The sequence below is a fragment of the Rhizobium sp. WYCCWR 11128 genome (genome assembly GCF_013416305.1).
In the GTDB taxonomy this organism is placed as follows: Bacteria; Pseudomonadota; Alphaproteobacteria; order Rhizobiales; family Rhizobiaceae; genus Rhizobium; species Rhizobium indicum.
Genome location: NZ_JACCEZ010000001.1, coordinates 581,652 through 598,895, shown reverse-complemented (window position 1 = coordinate 598,895; position 17,244 = coordinate 581,652). Strand labels below are relative to the sequence as shown.

Here is a 17,244-nt window from a genome sequence, read left to right as displayed (position 1 = left end):
CGTCAGCGGCCTGTAGTGCCCGACCTTGCCGTCTTTTACAGCCCAAGGTCTTTGCACTAGGGTGCTTCGCAGTGAATCGCCGGCCCGACGCCGCACCAGATGGAGAAGACTTGATGACCGATGCCGCCAAGCCGAGAGGCGAACTGACGCTGAGGACGCTTGCCATGCCCGGTGACGCCAATCCGGCCGGCGATATCTTCGGCGGCTGGGTCATGGCGCAGATGGACCTTGCCTCCGGCATCCGCGCTGCAGAGCGCGCCAAGGGCCGCGTCGTCACCGCCGCCGTCAAGGAGATGGCCTTCGAGCTGCCGGTCAAGATCGGCGACACGTTGTCCGTCTATACGGATATCGACCGTGTCGGCCGCACCTCGATCACGCTGTGCGTCGAAGCCTGGGCGCACCGCGCGCGTTACGCCAAGATGGAAAAGGTCACGGCGGGCACCTTCATCATGGTGGCGCTCGACGAAGAAGGCAAACCGAAGCAAGTCCCCGAGGAGTGACATCCTAAGGATCGAAAGCATGGAAACGGTCAGCTCGCCGGAGGTCTTCCTTCACATCAAGGTGGTGATGGGCATGGTCATCAGCCTTTCGCTCGCCAGGGTGCTGACCGGCCTTGCCGGCATCGTCCAGCATCCTGGTAAGGCCAAGGTCTATGCCATCCATCTCGGCTGGGCGTTGTCGATGTTCCTGTTCATCATCCATATCTGGTGGTGGGAGTATCGCCTGCAGGCCGTGCCGGCCATCGGCTTCGGCATCTATCTCTTCCTCATCTGCTTCTGCAGTCTGTTCTTCCTGCTCTGCGCCCTGCTCTTTCCGGCCTCACTCGACGAATATGGCGGCTACGAGGAATATTTCATCTCGCGGCGCAAATGGTTCTTCGGCATCCTCGGCCTCACCTACGCCGTCGATATTCTCGACACGGCAATCAAGGGCCATGAACGCATCCTCTCGCTCGGCTGGGAATACCCAGCCCGCAACATCGTCTACATCATTCTCTGCGCCATCGCTGCCTGGACTCCCAACCGCCGCTTCCACACGGCCTTCATCATTGCCAACCTGATCTACCAGATCAGCTTCATCTTCCGGCTCTATGATGTGTTGGGGTGAGAAGCGGTCCCGCAAAGCGGGAGCAATCGATCCGGTGAATCGATTGCAGCTTCGAACGCCCTGAGCCCAAGCGAAGGGCCGGGCGGCCGCAAACTCCATTCCCCACAAAAGCCGCCGCACACATCACTCGCCGGCATCCGTCACCCTGCGCACTCCACCCGCCCATCGAAGCCAGACGGCCGCATAATGCGCAGCGCACCCGCACCCAGCCAGGATCGCGATATGATGCAGGAAGAAGCCCACGGTCGATTCCTGAAAATCCCAGAAATCCATCGACGGCCGGGCAACGAGCCTGTCTGCGATTCCCATGACGACAGTGCTGTGGATGCCGCACACGGCGATTGCAGCCGCGGTGGCACGAAAAGACGCTGTCCGGATCGCGTTTGGCGGCCCGACGCGCAAAAGCCTGCCCACGACGGCCATGATCATCGACCAGTGAAGGCCGAGATGGACGGCCGCGAGAATAAATGCCCAATATGCCGCAAGGATGTGGATTTCGCGTGCCGTCGGACCACCGCTTAAAGGAAGGAAAGCAAACACCGTGCGTGACATCAGCACGCTCGTCACCAGCAACGCGGCCATGGTCGCGGCGATCGAGATATTCGACGCGATCGTCACGAAGCTGCGCCTGCCAGGCGCCGCCTTCGGGAGCCTGGCCCACCATCGCCTGTTGAAGACGTTGTGGGATAGGAGAAGGATGAACATGCTCGTGCCGATCAGCTCGTGCGACATGTTGTCGAGCCACCAATAGGCGAGCGCGACAAGAAGCAGCCCGGCTGCAGTGAAATCAAGCACGAGCCGTATCAGAAAGAACGGACTCATGACGCCGCGCCTCCGTCATGCGTTGGATCCAGCCTAGTCAACGACGGCTCCGTCGAATTCCTTGAGTTCCTCAAGGGTGTAGAGGAAGCCTTCGTCGGCTCTGGACGAATGACAGGACTGACACCGCGCCGTGTTCTCGGCCATGTTGATCGTGCCATCCGGCTTGAACCATTGGAACTGCCAATCGCCGGTGCGGCGGTCCTCATCATAGTCCGCTCCCCAGCCTCGGCCCTTTTCCATGACGAAATAGCGAAAGACTGCGCCTTCGCGGTAATCCACCAGGACGAAGTGCGTGCCGTCGGGAATGGGCTGCCCGGTCTTCACCGCCTGGATGGCTTCGTTTGTCGTCATGATATGCTCAGTCACGTTCCCCCGTCTGACGGTCGTATAATGAACGAGGCCTGCCAATTCGGGCAGCGTCGTCCGGTTCGGCTCCGCGTCGACTTGCCAACCGACAAGAACGACGGCGCTGGCCAAGGCGAGAAGGATGGGAACACGTTTGAAGAGATCACACATGGATATGTTTCCCTTAGTCTGCAGATCGTATGGGCTCTGAGCAGGATACAAACGGGATCGCCGCCTGCACGACCGGCCTTTGGGCCAGCCGAGCAGCGCCGCACCGCGTCCGAGGCGGATCAGTCGAGCTTCTTCTCGCGCAGGAACGTCGAGACCAGGTCGGCGATCTCTACGTTGTTCAGGTCGGAGAACGGGAAGTGGGTGTTGCCGTGGATGCCGATCTCGGGAAGGTGCACGACAGTGACATCACCGCCATGCTTGTTCACCGTATCGCGCCACAGGCGGGCCATTGCCAGGCGAACCCGCCAGCTGTCCTGCGCCGGCATCGTCGTCGGCTGGTCGGGGATGTTGTCGCCGTAATAGATGACGATCGGGATCTTCGTCAGCTTGATAAAGTCGTCCATCGGCACCGGCACGCCCTTCAGCGTGTCGAAGGCGCTCGGCATATCGGCGGGGACCTCGCCTGCCGGGAACACGAAGCTGCTGCCGGGTTCGAAGGCGACGATGGCTTTGACCTTGTCGCTCTTGATGGCCGTTAGCCAGCCCGGTCCGCCGCCCTGCGAATGGGTGAAAAGAATGCCGGGACCGATTTTCTCGAACAGCTTTGCCACCGCATTCGACACGACCTCCATATCGAACGGCCCGGTATTTGGCGTCATCGCGCGGAAGTACTGGTTCAGCGCTTCCGGATCACGGGAGAATTGTACGCCGTCGAAATAGTTCGGCCAGGTGCCGACGCGGAACTGGTTGAACCAGAGCTGCTCGTCCGCTGTCGGCTTAACTGTTGTCTCGGCCATGCTCCGTCCGGCGCCGCCCCGGCGCGGCTGGTCGACGAGATAGGTGGAGAAGCCTCGACGCAGGAAGATGTTCTGGAAACCTTCGCGGCCGTCCGGCGTCGTCTCCCAGGTCTTGGAGAATTGTCCGGCACCATGCCACATCACGATCGGGTACTGACGCGGGTTTGCCGGCACCTGATAGAAGGCAAAGGCATGATCGCCGTGATAGGTCTGGCCTGCGGGATCGAGAGGTTTCAGCGGATCGAAGGTTCCAGGCGCTGCCGTGCTGGTTCCCCCGACGGCAAAACTGCCTTGCTCCTGGATGACCAACGGCTCAGGCTTTGCCGCGTCGGCAGCCGTCGCCAATGTCCCGGCAAGCTGTGCAGAGGCAAGCAGCACTGCCGCCAAGGTGTTGGACAATCCATATCGCATGTCGGCTTCTCGCTTCGTTTCAGATGGCGAGAAAGTAGCGGCATCGGATGGAAAGGATTAGCCGGCCTGGACAGCTAGGGTCTATTAGGCTGACTAATTAATCACTGGCTGTTGATAAGCCGTGATGGAATAAAATCGGCACTACTTTCCTCTATAGCGGAGCGCATCGACGAACAGGGTGAAGGCGGGAGACGCATGCCGCCTGTTCGGATAGTAGAGATGATATCCTGGGAAGGGTTGGCACCAGTCCTCCAGAACGCGGATCAGCCGCCCGTCTTCAATGTAAGGCTGAACCTGATCCTCGGGCATGTAGGCCAGCCCCAGCCCGTCCAGCACGGCGCTTTGCCTCATGGCAATGTTGTTGAACACCGTCTGGCCCTCGACACGGACGCGCAGTTCGCGGCCGTCCTTCTCGAACTCCCAGGGATATATCGTCCCGTGCGTCGGCAACCGCATGTTGATGCAGTTGTGCGCCGTCAGATCCTGCGGGATATCAGGGCGCGGATGGCGATCGAAATAGGCGGGCGCTCCGACGACCGCCATGCATATCTCGGGGCCGATCCGGATCGCGATCATGTCCTTTGCCAAATGCTCGCCGAGCCGGATGCCGGCGTCGTAACGCTCGGCGACGATATCGGTCAGGCCGTAGTCGACGATCACCTCGACATTGATATCGGGATGATCAGGAAGAAACCGAGCCAATGCCGGGGCGAGAACGGAAATCGCCGGATGCTCGCCCGCCGTGATGCGAATGGTGCCGGCCGGCCGCTCGCGCATTTCGCTCAAGGCGGCGATCTCGAACTGGATTTCTTCAAATCTGGGTCCGACCCGTTCCAGCAGGCGTTCTCCTGCCTGGGTCGGCGACACGCTTCTGGTCGTGCGGGTCAAAAGGCGAAGCCCGAGCTTCTCTTCGAGACCGCGCACCGTCTGGCTCAACGCCGATTGCGACACGCCGAGCTTGGCGGCCGCCCTGGTAAAGCTTCGTTCTCTGGCAACGGTCAAAAAGGCCACGAGTTCGTTGAAGTTGTTGTCTTGGGGCATTCATTAGTCCGTCTTATAGGTGCATGCGCATTACAGCATCTAATCGAAAGCTGACACGAGGACTAAGTTCACGTCAACTGGACCGCGAGCCCGGCTGCTCCCGCACCGCGGAATGGATTTTTCCGAGCCCAAGCAAAACTACGACGGATATGACAATGAAAACACGCAATATCGGCGGCCTCGAAGTCTCGGCACTTGGTCTCGGCTGCATGAGCATGAGCGCTGCATACGGCCCGCCTGCCGACGAAGGCGACATGATCGGATTGATCCGCACCGCTCATCAGCAGGGCGTCACCTTGTTCGATACGGCCGAAGCCTATGGCCCCTTCGCTAATGAAGAGCTTGTCGGCAAGGCGCTCGCTCCGATCCGCGACCAGGTGGTCATCGCCACCAAATTCGGTTTCGATATCGATCAGCAAACCGGTGAACGCCGCGGCGGCACCAACAGTCGCCCCAAACATGTCAAGGCGGTTGCCGATGCCTGCCTGCGCCGCCTGAAGACGGACCGCATCGATCTGTTCTACCAGCACCGCGTCGATCCCGACGTGCCGATCGAAGATGTGGCCGGCGCCGTCAAGGACCTGATCGCAGCCGGCAAGGTCAAACATTTCGGCCTTTCCGAAGCCGGCGTTCAGACGATCCGCCGCGCCCATGCCATCCAGAAGGTCACTGCCGTCCAGAGTGAATATTCGCTCTTCTGGCGCGGCCCCGAGGCGGAACTGCTGCCCGCCCTTGAGGAACTCGGCATCGGCTTCGTGCCCTTCAGCCCCCTGGGCGCAGGCTTTTTGACCGGTAAGATCGACGAGAACACCAAGTTCGATCCAAGCGATTTCCGCAACAGCGTGCCGCGCTTTTCACCTGAAGCGCGCAAGGCCAATTTTGCGCTCGTCGAGCTCATCAAGCGGATCGGCGACCGCAAGGGCGCAACACCCGCGCAGATCGCCCTCTCCTGGCTGCTGTCCCAAAAACCATGGATCGTCCCGATCCCCGGAACAACGAAGCAGCATCGGCTGGAACAGAATCTCGGGGCGGTAGACGTTGACCTGCTGCCCGACGACCTCGCCGAAATCGATGCCGCCCTGTCGGAGATCGAGGTCCAAGGCGAGCGACTTCCCGAGGCAGCGCTCAAGATGACCGGCCGATAGGGCCTGTCGCCGATGCCGCCCCGGCCCTTCGCTTGGGCTCAGGGCGTTCGGCCCTGCGATCGATTCACTGGATCGATCGCTCCCGCTTTGCGGGACCGGGCCTCACCCACGCAGAAACTGCGACCCCTTGTCGAAACCCAGCCCCGGGAAGATCTTCCCCGTCAAATCATCGGCAGACACATCGAATTGCCGGTAGAGCATCGCGGCCGCAAGCTCGCGCACGTCGGCGGTTGGCATCAGGTCGCGGTCGTCGAGCAGTTGGCCATCGCCGATGCCCGGCCAGCGGCCGAGGATGCGGCCACCGTTGATGGCTCCGCCCGCAAGAAGCGCGCAGCCGCCGGTGCCGTGGTCAGTGCCGGCTGAACCGTTCTGGCGCACAGTGCGGCCGAATTCGGTCAGGGCAAGCACCACCGTCTTTGCCCAGATCTCGGGCCCGAGCGTGGCCTTCAACATATTGATCGCCTGCGAAAGGTCCTGCACCGGCCGTTTGAACTGGCCGGCCTGGCCGATATGCGTGTCCCAGCCTGATATCGAGAAGCTGGCGATGCGGTAATCGCCCTTCAGCATGTTGGCGGCAAGGGCCGCCACATCGGCGACCTTTGCGCCGCGCTGGCCCTCCGGCTCGACCATCATCGACGCGCTATTGGCCCGCGTCGCCTCGGCAAGCGCCTCGGCGAACGGCGGATCGCCGGCATAGAGCCGTGCCAGGAACTGCATCTCGTCGCGCGCCGGCGCCAGATTGGAATCCGACGCCCAGACATCGACATTGTTCGGCCCGGAGAGGATCAGCTCCGTCGAGGTGTTGATGTCGATTGCCTTGCGCGCATCCGAGCGCGGAATGACGGCGAGCGCCCGGTTCAGCCAGCCGGTCTTTTCCTCGGCGACGTGCTCGCCACCGGATTCCAGCATGTCCTGCCCGTCGAAATGGCTGCGCTGGTCGCGATAGGGCGTCGACACCGCATGCACGAAGGTAAGCTCGCGGCTCTTCCAGAGCGGCATCAGCTCGGCCGCCGCTGGATTGAGGCCAAAATGCCCGTCGAGATCGAGAAGCCCGGTCTCGGGCGTCAGCGCCAGTGTCGGCCTGAGCGCCGCAAAGCCGGCATCGCCATAGGGCTGCACCAGATCCAGCCCGTCCATCGCGCCGCGCAGCACGATGGTGACGAAGCGGTTATCACCCGGCATCGCCGCGAAGGTGACGGGCGTGAAAATGGGAGCGGCGGCGAGACAGCAGGCCGACGTCAGAAAGCCGCGGCGGGAGAGCGAAATCTGGTTCATGGGCAGCGTCACGGGCGGAGCCTCCAAAGCAGGTTCCGGAAAGTGTCCAACGGTTTTCCGGCCAGAACCTGCGACAAAATAAAGGAACTAAGCAGACGAAGCGTTGGCTTGCCACCGAAAGTCTGCTTAGCGGCGATTGAATTCGGGCGATGCCAATACCAGCGTCAGCCCGCTGATCTTGTTCGGCGCCTGCGACACCACGCGGATCGTCTCGTCGCGCGCTGCATCGGCAAGCGACGACTTCAGGAATTCGCGCGGATCCTCGTCCCGGCCGAACTGTGCTGCGGCCCGCCTTGCCCAGGCCAACCGCTCGGCGAGCTGGCTGCCGGTGATCCAGGCGGAGAAGCCTTCCTCGAAACCGGCCGGGCTCGGCGGCAGCCAGGTCGGCTGGCCCATGCGCCTGAGCGCGCCCTGCCCCAGCGCCCGCGCTGTCCGGAAGGCTTTGAGACGCTTCTCCCTCGCCTCGCCGGCAGGATCCGTCGGCACCGGCGATCCTGCCATGCCGGGCGTGTTCGCCGCCATGTCGCCCTCGTCCGTGCCTTGCTGGTTCGCCGCCAGGAAGCTGCCGACAACGCCGTTGACCGGCCCCGCATTCAGCGCCCTGAGGCCGGCGACGATATAATCGAAGGGCTGGCGCGCCTTGGCGCCCTCGTCGCGCCAAGCGGCGGGATGGTCGAGCATGGCGGTGTAGACGGCAGTCAGGTCGCCATCCGTCTTCTTCCAGGCTTCGGCCATGTCGGACACCAAGCCCTCATTGGGCTGGTCGGCGATGAAATGCGCCGCGAGCTTGCGGCTGATATGCGCCGCCGTCTTCGGATGGAGCGCGAGATCATCGAGCATGTCGAGATAATCGTCGCGCGAACGCCTGCGCCCGCCATAGCTGACGCCGAGCACCTCATGTACGCCGGGCTCCGAAATGTTCGGCCGGAAGGCGATGTCCATCTCCTTGCGATCGATGGTGAGCCCCGTCAGCACCATGGCTGCCGCCGTGACATCCGCCTGGCTGTAACCGCTGCCGGCGCCGAGCGTGTGCAGCTCCAGCAGTTCGCGGCCGAGATTTTCGTTCAGCCCTTTGTTGCGCTTGATGCCGCCGGCCGAATCCGGCCCCAGCGAATCCGCCTGGTCGAGATAGATCAGCATGGCCGGATGGGCGGTGGCATTGCGCAAGAGATCGCCGAACCTGCCTGATATGAACGGCCGGATCGCCTCGGCCTCGTAGAGCGGCACGATGAGGCGCATCGGCAGGCTCTTATTGGCGCTGGTGGAGAAGTGATCGGTCCAGAAGGTCGAAAGCCTCTCGTAGAAGCCATACGGCGACAGCACTGCCTGCATCAGCCGGAGGTTCGCATCGTGCTGGAACTGCTGCTGCGCTTGCCGCTGCACCCCTTTGCGCATCTCGCGCTGCGTCGTATCGTCGGTCACCGTCTTGGCGTCTTGCCGGATCTGCTGCAGCTGCGCCTGCAGGCTGAGAATCGCCTGGTGGCGCATGTCGGGGCCGCCGAGAGGAAAGTCCGGCGTTGCCGCCGCCCCCATCCGCAGCTGGCCGATGAGCTCGTCCTTGCTGCTCGGCGGCACCTCGCCCGGCCGGAAGCCATAGCCGAACCGGATCGCCGCCATCGTCGGGAAAGACAGGCTCATGGCCGTTCACCTCCTGATCACCGCTAAAGCAATTCCAGCAAAAGTGCGTCGCGGTTTTGCGTCCGGAATTGCGTGAAACAAACGTCAGAGCATTTCCGTGACCCGGAAATGCTTGAGGTGACAGGGTCTCAACGAATTGCGACGCCAATCTGTAGGAAATGTGGCGTTTTCCCGACATGGACAATTTGTAATCTATTGAAAAGGCTAAAGTTTATGCACGGAAGATGAAGGATGCTCCGATTGCGATCAGGGCAAAGCCGATCGCATGGTTCCAAGTCAGGTTCTCGCCGAGCCAGAAGATCGAAAAGCCGGCAAAGACGATCAGCGTGATCACCTCCTGCATCGTCTTCAACTGCGCCGTCGTATAGACTGCCGAACCGATGCGGTTGGCCGGCACCGCCAGGCAGTATTCGAAAAAGGCGATGCCCCAACTGACAATGATGGCGAGGAAGATGGCGCTGCTCTTGTGCTTGAGATGCCCATACCAGGCAAAGGTCATGAAAATGTTGGAGGCAAACAGCATGACGACGGGCCAGACGGCGGCGGGAGAAAATGGCATGGAGTCACTCGGGGCTGTGGGAGGAACGGTGGATCCGGCGAGATGCCGGCGGGCCTTACCTAGCACGCCGCCATTCGACGGCAAGTCCTGCAAGGCTCGGACCAATCGTCTCACGTCACCAATGCCGGCCAGCGGCAGCTTGCACAGCGCTTGCCTTCCGGCATCACGCTGTTGCGGCCGGCGTTTTACGATGGCATCTGGGATTGCAACGTGCTCAAGAACTGAAAGGCCGGCAGCTGTCGCCGCCGGCCTTCATAACCGCAGGCAGCGCTAGATTCGCATCGCGCCATGCGGCTCCTCGGTCTCCTCCGTGCCGAAGCGGACATCCTTCTTCTCGTAGCCGAAGCCGGCAAGGGCCGCGACGATGAGCGCCACGACTGCCGCGACGATCAAGAGTGCATAGGCATAGTCGCCGTCCCAACGAGCGGCCAACCCCGCCTGCAGCGTCGCATTGCCTGACGCCAGCAGGTTGCCGAGCTGATAGGCAAAGCCGGGGAATGTGCCGCGCACCTCGTCGGGGGACAGCTCGTTCAGATGCACCGGCACGATGCCCCAGGCGCCCTGGACGAAGAACTGCATCAGGAAGGCGCCGATAGCGAGCAGCACCGGCCCGGGCGCATAGGCCCAAAGCGGCGCGACGGGCACGGCGATCAACGCGGCGATGACGATTGCCTTTTTGCGCCCGATCCGCTGCGACAGCGCCCCGAAGAACAGCCCGCCGCAGATCGCTCCGATATTGTAGACGATGGCGATCGCGCCGACCGTGTAGCTCGAATAGTTGCGCTGCGTCTCGAGGAAGGTCGGGTAGATATCCTGCGTGCCATGGCTGAAGAAGTTGAACGCCGTCATCAAAAGCACCGCCCAGATGAACAGCGGAATGTTTTCGCGCAAGACTGTCAGGAACGGCCGGCGCCCCTCGGCCTGCTGTTTCAGGAAGGCCGGGCTTTCCTCGACGTTGCGGCGGATATAGAGCACCAGCAGCGCCGGCACCGCGCCGACAAAGAACATGCCGCGCCAGCCGATGACAGGAAAAAGCAGAAAGAACACAATCGAGGCGATCAGATAGCCGGAGGGATAGCCTGCCTGCAGGATGCCCGAAACGATGCCGCGGCTCTGCTCCGGCACCGTCTCCATGACCAGCGAGGCGCCGACGCCCCATTCCCCACCCATGGCGATGCCGTAGAGCGCCCTGAGCACAAGGAACATGGTGAGCCCGGTGGAGAAGCCGGTCAGAAATTCGAACAGCGAATAGAGCAGCACGTCGGCCATCAGCGTGATGCGCCGCCCGTAACGGTCGGCCGCCAGCCCGAAGACCAGTGCGCCGAGCGCCCGCATGGCAAGCGTCAGGAAGATCGCCGCCGAAACGGCGGGAACGTCGGTATGGAATTCCTCGGCGATATATTTGAGAACGAAGACGAGAATGAAGAAATCGAAAGCGTCGAGCGTCCAGCCGAGATAGCTGGCGATGACGGTGTTGCGCTGCTGCGGCGTCAGCCGGCGCAGGCTTTCCAAAGCGGACATCTGATATTCCTCCGTCCGAAAGCGGCGGCGAGGCGGGCAATTCCGGATGCCGTCGGAAGGGGTGCCCGAAACGGGCGGGTGATGCTGTTGCGGCAGCGTTTGCAGTCGGAGACAGCGGGCAATAACGTCAGCAATGCTGCCCGTGTTCCATCACGATTGCCGTGATCGGGCGGCGTCCCACGCGGCTCCTTGTCGCAGGCATACGACCGTCCAGCGCCCTGCCCTTGGGCGCGGCACCCTCCAACATCCCTTATCCTGAGGCGCGGAGCCCGTAGGGCGAAGCCTCGAAGGACACGCTGCAACGCTGCTCCTTGCGTCCATTTGACGTCGAAGCACCCGCCTCGTCCTTCGAGGGCCCTACGGGGCGCCTCAGGATGAGGCTCTCTTGGATGTTGCCGCCATACGCACCACAGGCAGCCACAGCGAAAACGCTATGCCTAGCTCTTGCCCGGAACCCTGCCCCGGCACGCCCACGCCACCGAAGCGAACGACCGTGGCCCATCCGGCTCGCCCGCCTCGTATGCAGCTCTGACGGCTGTATCGACCGCTTTTCGCTTCGCCGGGTCCAGCCCCGCGACATATTTGCCGAGTGGTCCCTCGCCGGCAGCGATCGGGTCCCAGTAGTCTTCGAAGGAGAGGTATTCCATCCGGATGAGCAGCGAGGTTTCCTCGACATCGGCAAGACCCTGCGCGATGAAGCTTTCCTTCATTTCCCCCGGCCGCATCATCGGCTGGAAACAATATTTGCGGCGCAGGGGCAGCGCGCCCTCATCAAGCATCGCCACCGTATCCCACATCATCCGCATGCCGGACATGCCGCCATAATGGTCCCAGACGGCGGCCGCGACCACGCCGCCCGGGCGCACGACACGGGCCATCTCGGATACCGCCTTTCCCGCCTCCGGCACGAAATGCAGCACGAGCAGCGACATCGCCCTGTCGAAGCGGTCATCCTCGAAGGGAAGCGCGCAGGCATCGGCCTGCCGGATCGATACGCGCGGATCGGTGTTGCGCCGCGTTGCCGCCTCGACGAAGACCGGCGAATAGTCGACGGCGACGATCTCCTGCAGGCCCGGCGTTTCCGCCAGCGTGAACGCCAGACTGCCGGTGCCGCAGCCGACATCGAGCACGCGATCCCCATCAGCGAGACCGGCGAAATCGATGAGCATCGGCGCGAGCTTCCTGCTCCAGCGCCCCATCAGCCGTTCATAACCATCCGCACTTCCGACATTGAAACTCGACGGCATTGAAGTCTCCCCCTCAAGGACGCTGGTCTGCCGTCGAACAATAGGGTTACGCGGCAGCCGTCGCAAGCGGACAGCCATTATCAACCCGGCTTCGCGTCCGACCAGTAGCGCTTCGGCGCGCGCCCGAAGACACGCTTGAACGCGTTTCCGAAGGCGCTTTCGGAGGAGTATCCGAGTGCGGCGGCAAGGCCGGCGACCGAGACATCCTCCCGGCGCAGGGCTTCGCGGGCGCGATGCATGCGCCAGCGTGTGACATAGTCGAGCGGCGCGACGCCGACCAGTTCCTTGAAGCGCTGCGCAAAGGCCGAGCGCGACATGCCGATCCGGGTCGCCAGTTCGTTGACCGTCCAGCGATGGCCCGGCCTGTTGTGGATCAGGCTGATCGCCGCGCCGATCTGCGGATTTGTGAGCGCGCCGATCCATCCCGTTTCGGCAGCGCCCTTCCGGCCGACATAGGCCCGCAGCGCCTGCACGAGCAGGATATCGCCCATGCGCCGCGTCATCAGCGTCGAGCCCATCTGCCCGGCCCCAAGTTCGTCGTCGAGGGTCGCGAGCGTGGCGCTGAGGATCGCCGCCGCGCGGTCGCTGGCCGGGATATGAATAAACGGCGGCAGCGCATCGAGCAGCAGCCGGGCATTGCCGCCCTCGATGACGAAGCTGCCGCCGATCAACGCGGTCTCGTCGCCACCGTGGCGAGCGATGTTGGAATGCTCCCAGTCGAAGAAGGCTATCCCGTCCTCCGGCTCGCGGTCGAGATCGTTGGCGATCACATAGGCGGGCGCATTGGCCAGCAGGAAGGTGTCGCCCGCAACAAGCGCAAACGGCGGCTCGTCAGGCAGAACGATCGAGCAGGCGCCACGGAGAACGGCGACGAACTTGAGCGCGGGCTTGGCCGGAAAACGAAACGCCCATTGCCCGCCGACCTCGAAACGTGTGCAGCGCGCGCTCTCGATATCGAGCAGTGAAAACACATCGGACAAGGGATCGATCATGGGGCCTGGACGATCTCGACGAAATCACGGAGCTCACAGCATAGATTCTCCAGTCCGCGTCTGCAATCCTCAGCCGCACAAAGGAGAACGAACATGTCTGCTATCAAGGATAAGGTTGTTGCCATCACCGGCGCAAGCAGCGGCATCGGCGAAGCCACTGCACTGATCCTGGCGGAGCGCGGCGCAAGGATCGTGCTCGGCGCCCGCCGCGCCGATCGGCTGCAAGCGCTGGCGCAACGCATCACCGACAAGGGCGGCGAAGCCGTCTGCCTCGCAATGGACGTCAAGAAGCGCGAGGATCTCACCGCCCTCGTCGCGCTTGCCTGCGACACCTATGGCAGGATCGACGTGATGATCAACAATGCCGGCATCGGGCCGATCTCGCCTCTCGACGAGTTGCGAGTCGAGGATTGGGAGGAGATGATCGACATCAACATCAAGGGTCCGCTCTATGGCATTGCCGCTGCTCTGCCGGTGTTCCGCCGCCAGGGCTTCGGCCACTTCGTCAACACGCTCTCGACAGCCGGCCTCATCATCAAGCCGACTATGGCCGTCTATGCCGGCACGAAAAATGCCATGCGTACCATCGCCGAAGGCCTGCGGCTGGAGGCCGGTCAACATCTGCGCGTCACCAACATTTCCCCGGGATTCATCAGAACTAATTTCGCCGACTCCATGACAAACCAAGGGATCAAGGCCGATATGGCAAAACGCATGGACGAGATGGCAATTTCACCCGATGCCATTGCCCGCGCCATCGCCTTCGCCATCGAGCAACCCGCCGATGTGGATATCAGCGACATCGTGGTGCGGCCGACCGCGCAGGCGTGACGATGGCGGGCGGCAGCTGTTGAAAAAGTCGGACGCATCTCCAGTGTGTTCCGCGGGCGGCCATCGGCCACCCGCATCTCGATTTGCCCCCACAGACGTCAGAGCCGAGCCTCCAGCACCATGTTGAATGGAGTCTCAGTTGCGCGCCGCACCTTCGAGAAGCCGCCCGCCTTGAGCACCTCGGTCAGCTTCGCCTGGCCGGCCTGCGCGCCGAGGGCGGCCCCCACCTCCTGGCCGAGCGAGGCCGGAACGCAGGTGTTCGCCGAGGCGGCATAGAAGACGCGGCCAACGGGATTGAGGTTGTCGGCCAGGCTGTCGCCCGCCATCGGCTCGACCAGCATCAGCGTGCCCTCCGGCTTCAGAGCCTTGGCGATATGTCTGACGGCACCGACCGGGTCGCCCATGTCGTGCAGCGCATCGAAAATGGTGACGAGGTCGAAGCCCGCCCCCTCGAAATCCTGCGCCCGCGCCGTCTCGAACCGGACATTGCTCATTCCCTTTGCGTGCCCGCTCGCATGCTCGATCGACGCGGCATGGAAATCGATGCCGGTGAATTCCGACTTCGGGAAGGCCTTGGCCATCAGCAGGGTCGACGAGCCGAAGCCGCAGCCAATATCGGCAACCCACGCGCCGCGCTCGAGCTTCTCGACGACACTTTCCAGCGACGGAAGCCAGCTCTCGACGAGATTGGCCTTGTAGCCCGGCCGGAAGAACCGGTCGGTGCCGCAGAACATGCAGTTGCACCGGTCCGTCCACGACACGCCGCCGCCATGGCGGAAGGCATGGGTGAGTTTGGCGCGATCGGCATAGATGGCGTCGAGGGCGACAAAGCCGCCGATCATGTTGACCGGGCTGTCCTCGACTGCAAAGACCGCCGCCTGTTCAGGCGAAAGCGTGAACCTGCCGGTCGCCGCGTCATAGTCGACAAATCCCGACGCGGCCTGGGCGGCGAGCCATTCCCTGACGTAGCGCTCTTTTGTGTCGGTCGCTTCGGCGAGCTCGATCGATGAGATCGCTCCCCTCTCCGCCATCTTGCGATAAAGACCCAGCTCCTCGCCGATGATGACGAGGGCGGAGTTCTGCGCTGCCCCGAGCTCAGTCACCATGACGCCGAGCAGCGTCTGCAATTTCTCGATATTCAGTTCCATTGATGCGATACCCTCTCCATCAGGCAGCGGCATGCCGCCCGTTTCGAAGCGTCTTTTACGTGTTGCCAATGGTTCGCAGCAGAGGCAGGATGGCCGCTATGAAGCCGATAGAGCCACATTCCCAGAACGCCGGGCGCCCGTTGCGGGTCAGCATCGTCGCATTTCCGGAATGCGACCCCTCGATCATGTACGGCATCTTCGACACGCTGTGGATCGCCGGCGCCAACTGGAAGAGCAGCTCGAACGAGCCGACGAGCGAGGTGATGTTCGCGCCGCGCCTGGTCGCCGCAGAGCCTGGCCCGCTGAGGCTGATAACAGGCGTGACGATCATGCCGCAGGAAACGATCGATGACATCGAAGAGACTGACTATGTCCTCGTTCCGAACGTGCTTGTCGACACGCCAGAAACCATCAGGGCGCTCGACCGCAGGCTCTTGAACTGGATTGTCGAGATGCACCGGCGCGGCGCCCGCCTGCTGGCCGCCTGCGGCGGCTCAATCGTGCTTGCCGAGGCGGGGCTGCTGGAAGGGCAGTCGGCAACGACGCACTGGATGTATGCGCCGCTGTTTCGCAGTCAGTTTCCGAATGTGGAGCTTAAGGAAGAGCGCATCCTGGTCCAGGCCGGCGCTGGTCATTCGATCGTCTGCGCCGGCGGCGCATCATCCTGGCAGGACCTGACGCTCTTTCTCATCGCCCGGCATGCCGGAACGGCCGAAGCCATCCGCATATCGAAGATCTTCCTCTATCAATGGCATCGCGATGGCCAGCTGCCCTACGCCTCGATGATCGCTAATGCCGATCACGGCGACGCCGCGGTGAAGAAATGCCAGGAATATGCCCCCCTGCACTACCAGTCGGCGGATATTGTCGCCGAGCTACTCAGGCTTTCCGGGCTGCCGAAGCGGTCCTTTGACCGCCGCTTCAGGAAGGCGACGGGTTATTCGCCGCTCGAATATGTCCAGTGGCTCCGCGTCGAGGAAGCCAAGCAGATGCTCGAGATGGAGGATGGGCCGATCGAGGAGATTGCGCTCGAAGTCGGCTATTCCGACCTCGCCTCCTTTCGCCGCCTGTTCCGCAAGCTGGCAGGCCTGACGCCCGGCGAATACCGCCGCCGCTTCCGGCTGCCCGCCAATGTCGAGGCGGCGCTACAGGCAGTGGCGCCGGCAGCGCGGGCCTGAGCACGATGTCTCGCTCGACGAGATCGGGAAGCGGACTCGACCAGCCCGCCTCCATCAGGATGTCACCACTCGATGACGTCGCTGCGACTAACCGGCCGTCTTGTCGAGCACACTCCAGTTGAAGCCCTTCGCCCAGTCGGCATAGCTGTGCCAGCCGACCTCAGGGAAATCCCGGCGCAAGGCGGCGATATCGGCGTCGTAGCCGGTGCGGTCGAACCATTCGAACATCAGCGCCGTATCCTCGCTCTGCTGCCGTATCGCCGCGATCGGCAATTCCCGGTAAGTGATTGGGCGGCCGAGCGCCTCGGTGAGGATCTTCGCCTGCTGCTCGCCCGACAATTCGTCGCCGGCAATATCGAAACGCTTGCCGAACACCTGCTCACGCCGCTCGGCCAGTGCCGCGACGAAAGCGCCGATGTCATCGATGGTGATCTGCTGCAGCACGCGAGCGGGCGGCAGGGCGGCGGCATAGACGCCCTGGCGAAGCCCGTCGATCGCCCAGGGCGCCACGGTGTTCTCCATGAAGGCGACGGGTGCGCTGATCGTGTAAGGGATGCCGAGGCCTGCAATGTGCTTCTCGACGAGATACTTGCTGTCGAAATGCGGAATGCCGGTCTTCTTGTCGGCATCGGCGACGGAGGAATAGATCAGGTGGCCGATGCCGGCGGCCTTTGCCGCATCGGCGGCGGCAATGCCCTGACGGGTTTCCGCGTCCGTTCCGGCCTCGTAGCTGTTGCCCATCAGGAACATCGCGTCGACGCCCTCTGCCGCCGCCGCCACCGATGCCGCGTCGTCAAGATCGCCGGCGGCGACCTGGACTCCTGCCGCGGTCAGCCGCTTTGCGCCGTCGCTCTCGGGCCGGCGGGTGATCGCCTTGACGCGGTGTCCCCGCGTCATCAGCGCGCGTACAACCGCGCCGCCTTGCTGGCCCGTGGCGCCTGTGACCAGTACGCTTCGTGTGTTGCTCATCTGCCTGCTCCTTGTTGTGACTGATGAAGCAAAGTTAGGGCCTGTCG

Annotated in this window: 17 protein-coding genes; 5 read left to right on the top strand and 12 right to left on the bottom strand. The window is 62.9% G+C overall.

What is annotated here, in order from left to right:
• Window positions 1–113: 113 nt before the first annotated feature.
• Together HX898_RS02995 and HX898_RS02990 are read left to right on the top strand one after the other, a co-directional pair.
• Entirely contained in the window at window positions 114–500 is a 387-nt protein-coding gene (locus HX898_RS02995) for an acyl-CoA thioesterase (RefSeq protein ID WP_003540707.1), read from the top strand.
• A 19-nt stretch (window positions 501–519) separates the two neighbouring features.
• Entirely contained in the window at window positions 520–1,107 is a 588-nt protein-coding gene (locus tag HX898_RS02990) for a hypothetical protein (protein WP_138329062.1), read from the top strand.
• A gap of 123 nt (window positions 1,108–1,230) precedes the next feature.
• Here HX898_RS02990 and HX898_RS02985 read toward each other — a convergent pair whose 3' ends face one another.
• The 4 genes from HX898_RS02985 to HX898_RS02970 all read right to left on the bottom strand — a co-directional run bounded on the left by HX898_RS02985 (window position 1,231) and on the right by HX898_RS02970 (window position 4,694).
• Entirely contained in the window at window positions 1,231–1,929 is a 699-nt protein-coding gene (locus HX898_RS02985; protein WP_180193958.1) for a DUF4405 domain-containing protein, read from the bottom strand.
• Between the two features lie 33 nt (window positions 1,930–1,962).
• The gene (locus HX898_RS02980) at window positions 1,963–2,445 is read right to left on the bottom strand and encodes a cytochrome P460 family protein (protein WP_180193957.1); all 483 of its coding nucleotides are present in this window, start codon (window positions 2,443–2,445) and stop codon (window positions 1,963–1,965) included.
• Window positions 2,446–2,564: 119 nt separating this feature from the next.
• A complete protein-coding gene (locus HX898_RS02975) occupies window positions 2,565–3,653 on the bottom strand; it encodes an alpha/beta fold hydrolase (protein WP_180193956.1) in 1,089 nt (362 codons plus the stop codon).
• A gap of 141 nt (window positions 3,654–3,794) precedes the next feature.
• Window positions 3,795–4,694, bottom strand: a complete 900-nt coding sequence (locus HX898_RS02970; RefSeq protein WP_180193955.1) for a LysR family transcriptional regulator — start codon at window positions 4,692–4,694, stop codon at window positions 3,795–3,797.
• Window positions 4,695–4,849: 155 nt separating this feature from the next.
• Between HX898_RS02970 and HX898_RS02965 the strand changes: the two genes are divergently transcribed.
• A complete protein-coding gene (locus tag HX898_RS02965) occupies window positions 4,850–5,839 on the top strand; it encodes an aldo/keto reductase (protein WP_180193954.1) in 990 nt (329 codons plus the stop codon).
• A gap of 102 nt (window positions 5,840–5,941) precedes the next feature.
• Here the strand turns inward: HX898_RS02965 and HX898_RS02960 are convergent, their stop codons facing one another.
• The 6 genes from HX898_RS02960 to HX898_RS02935 all read right to left on the bottom strand — a co-directional run bounded on the left by HX898_RS02960 (window position 5,942) and on the right by HX898_RS02935 (window position 13,071).
• Window positions 5,942–7,126, bottom strand: coding sequence for a DUF1501 domain-containing protein (locus HX898_RS02960; protein WP_180193953.1), 1,185 nt, complete (start codon window positions 7,124–7,126; stop codon window positions 5,942–5,944).
• Between the two features lie 114 nt (window positions 7,127–7,240).
• The gene (locus tag HX898_RS02955; protein WP_180193952.1) at window positions 7,241–8,752 is read right to left on the bottom strand and encodes a DUF1800 domain-containing protein; all 1,512 of its coding nucleotides are present in this window, start codon (window positions 8,750–8,752) and stop codon (window positions 7,241–7,243) included.
• Between the two features lie 211 nt (window positions 8,753–8,963).
• Complete coding sequence (locus HX898_RS02950) at window positions 8,964–9,311, bottom strand: DMT family protein (RefSeq protein WP_003540725.1); 348 nt, start codon at window positions 9,309–9,311, stop codon at window positions 8,964–8,966.
• Window positions 9,312–9,581: 270 nt separating this feature from the next.
• Entirely contained in the window at window positions 9,582–10,832 is a 1,251-nt protein-coding gene (locus tag HX898_RS02945; protein ID WP_180193951.1) for an MFS transporter, read from the bottom strand.
• A 437-nt stretch (window positions 10,833–11,269) separates the two neighbouring features.
• Window positions 11,270–12,079: a class I SAM-dependent methyltransferase gene (locus tag HX898_RS02940; protein ID WP_180193950.1), complete on the bottom strand. Its 810-nt coding sequence runs from the start codon at window positions 12,077–12,079 to the stop codon at window positions 11,270–11,272.
• Window positions 12,080–12,159: 80 nt separating this feature from the next.
• Window positions 12,160–13,071, bottom strand: a complete 912-nt coding sequence (locus HX898_RS02935) for an AraC family transcriptional regulator (protein WP_138387409.1) — start codon at window positions 13,069–13,071, stop codon at window positions 12,160–12,162.
• 93 nt (window positions 13,072–13,164) lie between these two features.
• Between HX898_RS02935 and HX898_RS02930 the strand changes: the two genes are divergently transcribed.
• On the top strand, window positions 13,165–13,902 hold the full coding sequence (locus HX898_RS02930) for an SDR family oxidoreductase (protein WP_138329051.1): 738 nt from the start codon (window positions 13,165–13,167) through the stop codon (window positions 13,900–13,902).
• Between the two features lie 98 nt (window positions 13,903–14,000).
• On the opposite strand, the gene HX898_RS02925 is transcribed toward HX898_RS02930, so the two are convergent.
• Window positions 14,001–15,050, bottom strand: a complete 1,050-nt coding sequence (locus HX898_RS02925; protein ID WP_138329050.1) for a class I SAM-dependent methyltransferase — start codon at window positions 15,048–15,050, stop codon at window positions 14,001–14,003.
• A gap of 98 nt (window positions 15,051–15,148) precedes the next feature.
• Here HX898_RS02925 and HX898_RS02920 point away from each other — a divergent pair, with 98 nt between their 5' ends.
• On the top strand, window positions 15,149–16,228 hold the full coding sequence (locus HX898_RS02920; protein WP_138387407.1) for a helix-turn-helix domain-containing protein: 1,080 nt from the start codon (window positions 15,149–15,151) through the stop codon (window positions 16,226–16,228).
• Between the two features lie 87 nt (window positions 16,229–16,315).
• On the opposite strand, the gene HX898_RS02915 is transcribed toward HX898_RS02920, so the two are convergent.
• Entirely contained in the window at window positions 16,316–17,197 is an 882-nt protein-coding gene (locus tag HX898_RS02915; protein ID WP_138387406.1) for an NmrA/HSCARG family protein, read from the bottom strand.
• Window positions 17,198–17,244: the final 47 nt, after the last annotated feature.